The following is an 11,542-nucleotide window of genomic DNA, read 5'->3' on the forward strand; positions in this document are numbered from 1 at the left end:
TTTAAATACATAATTCTAGACATAAAAAATCTCACCACCTTGTAGCGAGATTATAACACACTTTATAACACTTAAGAAACACAATTACACATATATTTTTAAACTTGTTGAAACTCTTTTTTGGTTAAAATAATAAGCCCCGAAAGTTGAGTGCTTTCGAGGCTTTTCTTTTTTATTATTTTCTTTTGGAAATGGAGTCACGGATATTTAACTGACTGTGGCAAGTAATTGTAAGCGGAATTTGAATATCCTCAGTGATTAACTCTTTAGCCAAACGGACAGCGGTTTTACCCATTTCTTCAGTGTTCATGTAAACGCTGGAAAGAGTAGGGGTTAAGAAACGATTAATATCCACATCGTCAAAACTAACAACAGAGATATCGTCAGGGATGTTAACACCTGCATCACTAAAGGCTTTATAAACACCTAATGCCATAGGATCACTACCGACAACAACAGCAGTAGGACGTTGTTGCAGTTTTAAGATCTCTTTTCCAGCTTCAAAAGCAGAGTTAGTTGACCAATCAGTAATAAAAGAATGGCAGTACTGGTCAAGATTGTGGAGTTTCATCCAGGACAAGTAAGTGAGTTCACGTAGATCATTTTTTTCACAAGCAATCTTACCGTCAAGATCAAGAACCAATGATTTTCCACCGATATAAACAATGTTCTTGTGTTCCAGATTATAGAGGGTATCAAGAATATGAGAAGTTTCTTCCACGAAGTCATTACGAACGATATTACAATTATGAATATTGGTGTTGACGTCGATAAAAATTATATGAGGATTAATGCTTTGAATCTGCTTAATTGCTGCAGGTGTCATTTCACCCTCGATTAGCACTGCGCCAAATTTAGCTAAGTCAGCCCAATTTTTATCATCATCTTCTATTCTAAAAGGTTGCTCAATACGTAAATGCCATTTCTTGGCTTCTTCATTAATGCCTTTATGCAGATTGAGAAAATAGGGATCGGTGATTTCACGAGATTTGTTATAACGCATGATTAGTGCAATCGAGAGCTGGTTATCAGTTTGCTTGGGACCAGGACGTTTTTGAGATTTCGAATAATGCAGGCGTTTGGAGGTTTCGATAACGCGGGCACTACTAGCCTCATTGATTCTAAAATTTACTTATTTTACTACACCACATAGTAAAGTGTAGTAAAATAAGTAAAAAAGCAATTGAAAAAGAAGAATATGGAAATAATAAAATCTTAATAATTTGTTCGCTTGTTTTTATATTTGTAATTCATTAAACTTATGTTCGAAATAATGAAAGGAGAAATATATTTTTCAATTGTAGGTAATATAATTCCATATTCGTATATTGACAGTACTTATGAAACAAAAATCATTGATTAGTCAACTAGCAAAAATACATAACGGTACAATTACTCATCGTGAATTAGCATTAAATGGAGTATCAAGTTATAGTATTTCGAAAGCTGTTCAGGATGGTATGTTAGAAAAAATACGTCCGGGAATTTATTTATTTGGTGATGATACCGAGGATATATTTTATAGTTTGCAACAAAAATATAAAAAAGGAATCTATTCTTTAGAAACAGCATTATATTTATGGGGGTTAAGTGATCAATATCCTTTTAGCTTAGATATGACTTTTCCTAGGGGCTACAATAATCCAACTTTGGATATTGAAATAAATCCACATATTCAAACTAAAAGTTTGGCTACTCAGGGAATAACTCAAACTGAATCATTCAATGGAAATGTGATTAATCTCTATACTCCTGAAAGAACTCTAGCTGAAATATTGCGACCGATTAATGCTGTAGATATCGAAATAATTACCAATGCCTTCAAGATGTGGAATAAGGAAAAGAAAAAAGACATAAATACATTAATGTCTTTTGCAGAAAAGTTTAGGGTAACTAGAAAGGTAAATAGCTACTTAGAGGTGTTGTTGTGAAAAATTATGTTGATGAGAAGCAGTTCAAAGCAGATGTAAGAAGGTATGCTAGAGAGCATAATATAAAAGGAAATGAGATTGGTCGATTATGGCAAGAAATTATGTTAGATGATTTGCTAGAAAGAATTTCAGTATCAAAATATCGAGATAATTTCATTTTAAAAGGTGGCTTTTTTGTTGTCGGCTATTGTTGGTATCGATAAAAGATCCACGGAAGACATTGATGCTGAGATAAAAGGATTAGATTTGACCGAAAAACAAATAGCTAAAGTATTTGAAGAAATCTGTCAAATAAAATTAGCGGGGGATCTATTAAGCATTTCGTTGTCAGAAATTGAACAGATTCATGAGCATGAAGAGTACAAGGGCTATCGATTACATTTTAATGCTTCTTTTCGGAAGATAAGATATCCATTAAAAGTAGATGTTTCAACAGGGGATGTTATTACACCTAGGGAGATTGAATATAGCTATAAATTACATTTAGAAGATCGACATATTAATATTTGGGCATATACTATGGAAACTATAGTAGCGGAAAAATTAGAAACGGTAATTACGAGAGGAATAGCTAATACACGTATGAAAGATCTCTATGATTTATTCATACTGCAGAGAGAACGAATCAATTTAGCTACTTTAAAGTCAGCTTTTGCTAATACTACTAATTACCGTGAATCAATCTTTTGGACAGGACAAGATATAGATTATAAGTATTGTCTAAGACAAGTAGATATTATTGCTGAAAATAGTAATATGCAGAATCTTTGGAATAGATACGTGAGAAAACATCCTTTTGCTAAGGGAATCACTTTTACTCAAGTTATTCAGGCAGTTCAAACTTGGCTAACTAAATTAGAGTTTGAAAAATAATTTCAATTAAAAATGACGCTAGTTGATCGAACCAGCGTCATTTTTTTAGATAATAGATGTAGAAAATAGTTTGAAAAACGATTAGTTTTTATAGAAATCTTTATTATACTTTACTTGTCTTCGTAGCCCTTTGGGTGACTCTTGTGCCAGTTCCAAGCAGTGGCGATCACGTCATCGACATTTTCATGCTTTGGCTTCCAACCAAGAACTGTACGAGCCTTAGTTGAGTCGGCAACAAGCGAGTCAGGATCGCCGCCACGGCGTGGCCCCATTGTGTAAGGGATGTCAATGCCGGTAACTTTCTTAGCACTTTCCAAGATTTCCAAGTTGGAGTAGCCATGTGCAGTACCTAAGTTGAAGACATCTGACTTATTAGTCTTCATCATATGCTTCAGTGCCAAAATATGAGCATCAATTAAATCTTCAACTTGAACGTAGTCACGAACGTTGGTACCGTCCTTAGTGTCATAGTCATCACCAAAGATAGTAAACTTACCATCCCCAGAAATTGCACTCTTCAAAATATTTGGAATCAAGTGTGTTTCTGGTGCGTGATCTTCACCGATTGTGCCATCACTTGCAGCACCAGCAACGTTGAAGTAGCGAAGAGCAGTGTACTTAATACCATCAGCTTTGTCAGCCCAAGCCATGATCTTTTCCATCATCATCTTGGTTTCACCGTATGGGTTGATTGGGTTAAGTGGGGTGTCTTCAGTGATTGGCAATTTCTTAGGAATACCATAAGTTGCAGCACTTGAAGAGAAGACTAAGTATTTAACACCAGCGTCATTCATAGCTTGTAATAATGAAATCATGCCAGTAACGTTATTGTCATAGTACTTAAGTGGCTTTTTAACTGACTCTGGAACTAATGAATATGCTGCAAAGTGCATTACAGCATCAATCTTTTCATCACGTAAAATTTTGCTTACCAAAAAAGTATCTTCAATATCGCCTTGGTAAAACTTAGCCTTAGAATCTACAGCCTTTCTGTGACCAGTATATAAAGCATCTAAGACAACAACATCATTGCCTTCTTTAACTAATTCGCGTACAGCGTGTGAGCCGATATAACCCGCACCACCGACAACTAAAACTTTCATGTTTTGCGCTCCTTTATTTTAGTTATTATCTTTTATTGAAATCGATTACATTATAACACACTATTTAGTAAATTATTTACTAATTCAAAATAAATTCTTTAAATTAATTTAGCGTAAATGAGAATTCATGATCTTGCTCAGGATCGATGTGGTATTGCTCTTCTACATCGGAGCCCCAGCTGTCGATGCCGCCTACGCCGCGAACAGCTCCCGCGATTACCAATACGCTTCTACGAGCCAATGGCAACTCTTCAATGTGGGTGGCATTTTCTAATTCTTCTGCAGTGTATGGCAGTAAACTGAAGTTAAATGGCTGCTTAGTTTGCGTAATCTTTAAACTAAAGTCGCCATCTTTGTCCGCATTGTTTTGCGTAGAATTACGGGTGATGACTAATTCATTAGTCTGCATGTGCATCCCGTTTTCCTGTGGTACAAGATACTTAGTAACTGGCAAGCCGTCAATGTGGAAAGTTCCGCGTTCTGCTCCAGCCATTCTGTCAGGGTAGGTTTCACCAGACAAGCCAGTATAGTCAAAACTTTTAGCCTTGGTTGGCATAATGAATCTCATGCCGATAACAGGCAAAGGCGGCAAGCCTTTTTTACCAAAATAATGCATGGTAATCGTCATGTGACCAGCATCATTAATATTGTAAATGATTTTGACTTTGGTTGCAGGAGTAGTTAAAGTTTCGTAGTCAAAAGCCACTTTTACTTCATGGGCAAATTCCTGATTGCTAAATTGATTATTGATTGGAGCGATAGGCAATTCGTCGAATTGGTGATCGTCAACTTGAACGTGAATACCCACACATTTAGTGAACATGTCAGCTCCTAGCCATTGGGCTGCTTTTTGATTAAAGCCGCTACCGCGATCGTTATCGGTGGTCGCCCGCCAAAAAGTTGGTGTAGGCGTGCGGTAAAGCCATTCTTTGTCCTTGATTTTCAAAGATTCAAGGCCACCACGCTCGTAGCTGAATAAATAGGCGAAATCTTGACCATTGACTCCTAAACTAGCTTCGCCATAAACGACGTGTAAATTATTTGTGTAAGCCATAGTAGTATCTAACCTCCTGCATTGCTGGTTTGGGTGTGCGGTCTGCGAACATTAAACCGTCGCCAGAGAATTCATAATCGGAGTGACGATCATCAAAGTCGCCACCGTAACGCAATACGTCCTGTCCGCTGACTGGATCATGCACAAGCAGAGCCTGATCGATGAAGTCCCAGATAAAGCCGCCCATGTACTGAGGGTATTTATCAATTAGCTTGATGTAAGAGCCTATGCCACCGTCGGAGTTGCCCATGTCGTGCATGTATTCACATTCGACAAGTGGCTTTTTAGGATTTTGGAGATATTCTTCTGCCTCTTTAGGTGGCAAATACATACAGCTTTCAAGGTCTGAGATTTCTTTCTTAAATTCTGGTGCATGGAAGACGCCTTCGTAGTGGGTGAGGCGAGAAGAATCGTGATCTTTGTAGAGTTTGTTCATAGCGGCGATGTTGCTGCCGGCATATGATTCGTTGCCAAGTGACCAGAATAAGATTGCAGTGTGATTCTTGAAGGTTTCATAATTGCTGCGGGCACGGTCGACGACGACTTCACGCCATTCGGGGATGCTGCCGGGTACATTGGAAGTAGCTTCAACTTGGCCTAACTTTTGCCAGGTGCCGTGGGACTCCAAATTGTTTTCCGCCATCATGTAAATTCCGTTTTGATCGCAGAGATAGTACCAAGGAATTTGATTTGGATAGTGGCAGGTCCTAACGGCATTGATGTTGTTGTGTTTAAAGGTAGCAATGTCTTGCTTCATGTCGGCTAGGGTAATACTGCGGCCACGCTTAGCATCCCATTCGTGACGATTAACGCCGTTGATGATTAATCTTTTGCCGTTAAGCAAAACCACATGATCCTTGGTAATTTCAATTTTTCTAAAACCAAATTGGTAAGGAATAAGTTCAACTAATTTGCCATCTTGGTCATGAACTTCAATGATTAATTGATAAAGGTATGGATCATGGTTGTCCCATAGGTGAACATTGGCAAAAGTTTCGTTTTCAATTTCAACGGTTGATTTAAGTGGCAACTTTTTATTAAGCAAAGTTTTGCCATCGATATCTTCAATTAAGACGTGGACATTGCCACTGGTTTTACCCATAAAGTGCAATTTAGCGTTGAAGACACCGTCATGGTAATCATTAACAACAGTTGGTTTGATATCTAGATCCATTAGATGAGTCCGAGGTAAGGCTAAGAGTTCAACTGAACGAAAAATACCGGAGAATCTAAACATATCTTGATCTTCTAGCCAGGAAGCAGTGCTGTGTTTGAAGACTTCGACAGCTAAGATGTTGTCTTTTGCTTGAATGTAAGGTGTAAGATCGAATTCGGAAGGTGTGAAACTATCTTCGGCGTAACCGATGAAGTGACCGTTGAGATAGACATACATGGCCCGTTCAACGCCTTCGAATTGAATATGGATGTCATGGCCGGCTAAAGCAGGATTTAAGTCAAAGTGTTTAAGATATGAACCGACTGTGTTGTCTTTTCCTTGACTAAAATCGCCATCCTTGATGCCGCGCCCCAGGGTGTAGGCAGGTTTACGATAGATTTTGCTTTCCCAGGGATACAGAATGTTAGTGTATTGATTTTGGGCGTAGCCGTTTAATTCAATTTCACTAGGAACGGGGATGGTGTCAAAGGAAGATGAGTCAAAGCTGCGTTTGTAAAAATCAATGGGCCGGCTTTGAGGATCTTTTGAAAAATGAAACTGCCAGGCACCGTTGAGGCTTTGTTTAAAACTGCTGCTGTGGTTTTGCCATTCACGGTAATCTTTGTAAAAAGGATGATCACTGTGAGCTGGCAGTTGATTAATCCTGAAGACTTCAGGATCATCAAGCCATTTGATATTTGCTTTCATGATAAGACCTAGTTTCTATAAAAAATATATTTTGAAAACGGTTTTATTATAATACCAAATTAAATAATTTATCAAATAAATAAATAATTTAGTATTTAAAAGTAAATAAATTAATTGGCAAATCTCGAGAAAAATATTTTTGAATAAAATTGATCTTTATTGGAATTAAGTAAATATTTTGTATAATAAAGACAGGAATATTAGTAAATGGGAAAGAAATAATTATGACAACTATTAAAGAAATTGCACAAAAGTCGGGGTATTCTTCTGCGACTGTTTCGCGGTTGCTCAATAATGATCCTAACTTATCGATTACTGCAGATACCAAAAATAAAATTTTAGAAATTGCTAATAAGCTTGGTTATTGGAAAGACCACCAAGAAAAGGAAATTAAGCCTACAATTGCGCTTCTTTACCGCACTAACCATAAAGAACAGTTGCAAGATGAGTATTTTACTTCTTTAAAGCAAGCCTTGGTAGAAACCGTTAAGCAAGAATCAATGAAGATGAAGACCTTTTATAATGCAGCTGACTTAATTGAAAATGCCTCATTGTTCCAAGGTTTTATTGGAGTTGGAGCAGCGCCAATCGAAAATGCTGAGTTGGTAAAATTGCACGGAGTTTTACCAAATGGGGTGTTTGTTGATACTAATCCAGCTCCCGAATTGTTCGATTCAATTAGACCTAACTTAACTTTAACAGTTAAGAATGCTATTGATTTGTTTATTAAAAACGGCTATGAATCGATTGGTTTTATTGGTGGTGTTGGCCCTAAGCATGATCATATTCAAGAAAATGATCCACGTTCCGTTGCCTTTGCGGAATATATGAAGGTTCGCGGAAAAGATGACAGCAACGTGTTCGTTTCAGGACCATTCAGCGTTGAAAATGGTTATAAGCTTGGCAAAGAAGTAATAAAGAAGTACAAGAACAATTTACCAGATGCATTTTTAATTGCTTCTGATACATTAGCAGTCGGTGTTTTACAGGCCTTTAACGAAGAAAATATTAACGTACCAAAAGATACCGCAATCTTGAGTATCAATAACAGTAATGTAGTGAAGTACGTATCACCACCACTTTCTTCTTACAACATCAACCAGCAGGAAATGATTGATTTAGCTTTAACTATGCTGACCAATTTAATTATTCAACCTGATCGTGCGCATATTGATGTGAATATGAACACTAACTTGGTGGTACGTAAAAGCTTTATTCCTAAAGGTGAGTAAATTTTTTAGTAAATAAAAATTTTTTATTTTGAATATTTTGAAAAGAGAATGCTGAAGCATAGCATTCTCTTTTATTTTTACTATAAGTAAATAATTTAGTTATATTAAATAAATAATTTACCGAAACTGATACTAAGCGTATACTCAGATATGTAAACGGTTACAGATGATAACAATTTAGGAGGAAGCATTATGACAAACGGTCATAAAAATTCAGGGAAACAAATAATTTCCTATGCATCATTCTGTCTGGGTAACTTAGGACACGCAGCTTTTTATGGTGTAATGAGTACATACTTTATTATTTTTATTACTAGCGGAATGTTCAGTGGGCTAGAGCAATCAGTAGCTGATAAATTGATTGGTTTAATCACTGGCTTAATGGTAGTGATTAGAATTGTCGAGTTGGTTATTGACCCAATCTTGGGCAACATAGTTGATAATACCAAAACAAGATGGGGAAAGTTTAAGCCATGGATTTTCTTGGGTACTGTAGTTAGTGCAGTATTATTAATTTTATTTACTGGAATCTTTGGCTTAGCGCAAAGCAATTGGATTTTTTTCGCTATCTTATTCGTAATTATCTACATCGGTTTTGATATCTTCTATTCATTATCCGATGTTTCATATTGGGGTATGGTTCCGGCTTTAAGTGAAGATTCACATGAGCGTGGTATTTATACTTCATTGGGTGCCTTTTCAGGTGCTATTGGTTGGAACGGTTTAGCAATTATCGTTGTTCCTTTAGTAACTGGGGTAACTTATGCAGTTACTGGTAAACATGAAGAAGGCGCACCAGGTTGGCTTGCCTTTGCGGCCGTAATTTCAGCTTTAGCAATTGTTTGTGCCATTATTGTTTGCTTAGGTACTAAAGAAAAGCACAATTTAATTAGAAATTCAGCCAAGCAGAAAACTACTTTGCCTCAAGTCTTCAGTGCTATTTTCCATAACGATCAAATTCTTTGGCCGAGTTTAGCCTACTTAGTCTTTTCACTTGCTAACACTATTACTAACGGGGTTTTGTTCTACCTGTACAAGTTTGTCATTGGTAAACCAGGCGAATTCTGGGTTGTAGGGCTTGCTGCAACGATTGTAGGGTTCTGTGTCAGTCCATTATTCCCAGTTTTAAATAAGTACATTCCAAGAAAATGGTTGTTTGTTGCAGGTCAAACTTGCATGATCTGTGCTTATCTTTTATTCATTTTCTGCCGTGATAATGTTGTGTTAATGGACTTAGGGTTGGTTTTATTCAACATCAACTTTGCTCAATTAGTAACTGTTTTGACCTTAACTGATGCGATTGAATATGGTCAGCTTAAGAGTGGTCAAAGAAACGAGGCCGTCGTTTTGGCAGTTCGTCCAATGATCGATAAATTCACTGGTGCTGTTTCTAATGCTTTGGTTGGATATGTAGCTATTGCAGCTGGTATGACAGGTGCCGCAACTGCTGCCGACATGACAGCACATGATATCAGCACTTTTAATACAATGGCCTTATATATTCCTTTAATCTTAGCTGTGATTTCAATCATCGTGTTCTTAAGCAAAGTAACTTTGACCGAAAAGAAACACGCCAAAGTTGTTGAAGAATTGAAGACTAAGCTTGCTGAAGGTGAAATCGAAAAAGACGATTCAACTAAAGCAAGACCTAGACAGCAAAAGATTTACGCACCAGCCGATGGTGAATTGATGCAAATGTCCTCCGTCGTCGACGAAGATGGTAAGCCATTCCCAGGAAAGGGATTCGCAATCAAACCAAGTGCCGGCAAGATCTATGCACCATTCGATGGTAAGATTAGATTTACCTTTGGTACAAAACACGCCTTTGAGATTATCTCAGATAATGGCTTGCAAGTAGTCGTCCACGTTGGTCTTGGAACAGTAAACTTGCGTGGTGAAGGCTTTGAAACGTATTATGATGATGGACAAGAAGTCAAGAAGGGTAACTTATTACTAGAATTTGATCGTGATTTGGCTCTTAAGAATGGCTACAAGGATACGATCGTTACCTTCTACACTCAACCAGGTAGAATTAAAAAAGCTAGTTCAATTAAAGCAGGTTCTACTGTAAAACATGGTGATGAAGTAGTAGAAGTCCAGTTTAAGTAGAGGCTTAAAAATGACAAAAACATTATCACGTTTTCTTTATGGTGGAGACTACAATCCCGATCAATGGACAGAAGAAACATGGCCTGAAGACATTAAGGTCTTTAAAAAGGTAGATTTAAATTCAGCTACAATTAATATTTTCTCTTGGGCAGTTCTTGAACCTAGAGAAGGAGTCTATGACTTTTCTAAATTAGACAAGATCGTTCAAGAATTATCTGATGCAAACTTTGATATTGTGATGGGTACGGCAACAGCCGCAATGCCAGCCTGGATGTTTAAAAAGTATCCGGATATCGCAAGAGTTGATTACCAAGGCAGACGTCACGTCTTTGGTCAGCGGCACAATTTCTGTCCGAACAGCAAGAATTATCAAAGACTGGATAGTGAGTTAGTTGAAAAATTGGCCCAGCACTACGCTGACAATCCGCATATCGTAGTTTGGCACGTGAACAATGAATACGGTGGCAACTGCTACTGTGGAAATTGTCAAAACGCCTTCCGTGACTGGTTGAGAAACAAATACAAGACCTTGGGTGCGCTCAACAAGGCTTGGAACATGAATGTTTGGAGTCACACGATTTATGACTGGGATGAAATTGTTGTTCCAAACGAGTTGGGGGATGCATGGGGTCCAGAAAGTAGCGAAACCATTGTTGCTGGCCTTTCAATCGACTACTTGCGCTTTCAATCCGAAAGTTTGCAAAACCTCTTCAAGATGGAAAAGGCAGTCATCAAGAAGTACGATCCTGAAACGCCTGTAACTACTAACTTCCACAGTTTGCCAAACAAGATGATTGACTATCAAAAGTGGGCCAAGGATCAAGATATTATTTCCTATGATAGTTATCCAACTTACGACGCACCTGCTTATAAGCCAGCATTCTTGTATGACTTAATGAGAAGCCTTAAGCATCAATCATTTATGTTAATGGAATCTGCACCTTCACAAGTTAACTGGCAATCTTACAGTCCACTAAAGCGTCCAGGTCAAATGGCCGCAACCGAATTGCAAGCTGTTGCTCACGGTGCTGACACTGTTCAGTTCTTCCAATTAAAGCAAGCAGTGGGTGGTTCCGAAAAATTCCACAGTGCAATTATTGCTCATTCACAAAGAACTGATACACGAGTCTTTCATGAATTAACTGACTTAGGGCAAAAGTTAAAGCAGGCGGGATCGACCATTCTCGGCTCAGAGACTAAGGCTAAAGTTGCTATTATTTTTGACTGGAGCAATTTCTGGTCTTATGAATATGTCGATGGCATTAGCCAAGACCTGCATTATGTTGACTCAATTCTTGATTATTATGGTTCAGTATAAAAACTTGTGTAAACGGCTGTGAGATTTAGGATGCCTTTCGGGATATTTCCATTAATCG

Annotated in this window: 7 protein-coding genes and 2 pseudogenes; 5 read left to right on the plus strand and 4 right to left on the minus strand. The window is 37.7% G+C overall.

Annotated elements, in window-relative coordinates; translation table 11 throughout:
- Positions 1-175 precede the first annotated feature (175 nt).
- Complete coding sequence (locus CP366_RS09740) at positions 176-1,003, minus strand: substrate-binding domain-containing protein (RefSeq protein ID WP_233197984.1); 828 nt, start codon at positions 1,001-1,003, stop codon at positions 176-178.
- Positions 1,004-1,340: 337 nt separating this feature from the next.
- Between CP366_RS09740 and CP366_RS09745 the strand changes: the two genes are divergently transcribed.
- On the plus strand, positions 1,341-1,931 hold the full coding sequence (locus CP366_RS09745; protein WP_089148090.1) for a type IV toxin-antitoxin system AbiEi family antitoxin domain-containing protein: 591 nt from the start codon (positions 1,341-1,343) through the stop codon (positions 1,929-1,931).
- A pseudogene (locus CP366_RS09750) lies at positions 1,928-2,804 on the plus strand (nucleotidyl transferase AbiEii/AbiGii toxin family protein). The gene CP366_RS09745 and the pseudogene CP366_RS09750 overlap by 4 nt, the downstream one beginning before the upstream one ends.
- Before the next feature lie 110 nt (positions 2,805-2,914).
- Here the strand turns inward: CP366_RS09750 and galE are convergent.
- The 3 genes from galE to CP366_RS09765 form a co-directional block, all read right to left on the minus strand.
- On the minus strand, positions 2,915-3,907 hold the full coding sequence (gene galE / locus CP366_RS09755; RefSeq protein ID WP_089148089.1) for a UDP-glucose 4-epimerase GalE: 993 nt from the start codon (positions 3,905-3,907) through the stop codon (positions 2,915-2,917).
- Between the two features lie 103 nt (positions 3,908-4,010).
- Positions 4,011-4,961 carry a beta-galactosidase small subunit gene (locus CP366_RS09760; RefSeq protein WP_013086597.1) on the minus strand — a complete coding sequence of 317 codons (951 nt, stop codon included), beginning with the start codon at positions 4,959-4,961 and terminating at the stop codon, positions 4,011-4,013.
- Positions 4,945-6,825: a glycoside hydrolase family 2 TIM barrel-domain containing protein gene (locus CP366_RS09765; RefSeq protein WP_089148088.1), complete on the minus strand. Its 1,881-nt coding sequence runs from the start codon at positions 6,823-6,825 to the stop codon at positions 4,945-4,947. The genes CP366_RS09760 and CP366_RS09765 overlap by 17 nt, the downstream gene beginning before the upstream one ends.
- Positions 6,826-7,049: 224 nt before the next feature.
- On the opposite strand from CP366_RS09765, the gene CP366_RS09770 reads away from it, so the two are divergent.
- The 3 genes and pseudogenes from CP366_RS09770 to CP366_RS09780 all read left to right on the plus strand — a co-directional run.
- Positions 7,050-8,057, plus strand: coding sequence for a LacI family DNA-binding transcriptional regulator (locus CP366_RS09770; protein WP_023488663.1), 1,008 nt, complete (start codon positions 7,050-7,052; stop codon positions 8,055-8,057).
- A gap of 192 nt (positions 8,058-8,249) precedes the next feature.
- Entirely contained in the window at positions 8,250-10,166 is a 1,917-nt protein-coding gene (locus tag CP366_RS09775; protein WP_089148087.1) for a PTS sugar transporter subunit IIA, read from the plus strand.
- Between the two features lie 10 nt (positions 10,167-10,176).
- Positions 10,177-11,472, plus strand: a pseudogene (locus CP366_RS09780) (beta-galactosidase); the annotation flags it as partial.
- Between the last annotated feature and the right edge of the window lie 70 nt (positions 11,473-11,542).

The organism is Lactobacillus sp. UMNPBX15 (assembly GCF_002553785.1).
GTDB classification, from domain to species: domain Bacteria; phylum Bacillota; class Bacilli; order Lactobacillales; family Lactobacillaceae; genus Lactobacillus; species Lactobacillus crispatus.

What these genes read in the sequence shown, in the direction of transcription:
- CP366_RS09740 (WP_233197984.1), bottom strand. Translation starts at nt 1,003, where the DNA reads ATGCGTTATAACAAATCTCGTGAAATCACCGATCCCTATTTTCTCAAT.
- CP366_RS09745 (WP_089148090.1), top strand. Translation starts at nt 1,341, where the DNA reads ATGAAACAAAAATCATTGATTAGTCAACTAGCAAAAATACATAACGGT.
- galE (WP_089148089.1), bottom strand. Translation starts at nt 3,907, where the DNA reads ATGAAAGTTTTAGTTGTCGGTGGTGCGGGTTATATCGGCTCACACGCT.
- CP366_RS09760 (WP_013086597.1), bottom strand. Translation starts at nt 4,961, where the DNA reads ATGGCTTACACAAATAATTTACACGTCGTTTATGGCGAAGCTAGTTTA.
- CP366_RS09765 (WP_089148088.1), bottom strand. Translation starts at nt 6,825, where the DNA reads ATGAAAGCAAATATCAAATGGCTTGATGATCCTGAAGTCTTCAGGATT.
- CP366_RS09770 (WP_023488663.1), top strand. Translation starts at nt 7,050, where the DNA reads ATGACAACTATTAAAGAAATTGCACAAAAGTCGGGGTATTCTTCTGCG.
- CP366_RS09775 (WP_089148087.1), top strand. Translation starts at nt 8,250, where the DNA reads ATGACAAACGGTCATAAAAATTCAGGGAAACAAATAATTTCCTATGCA.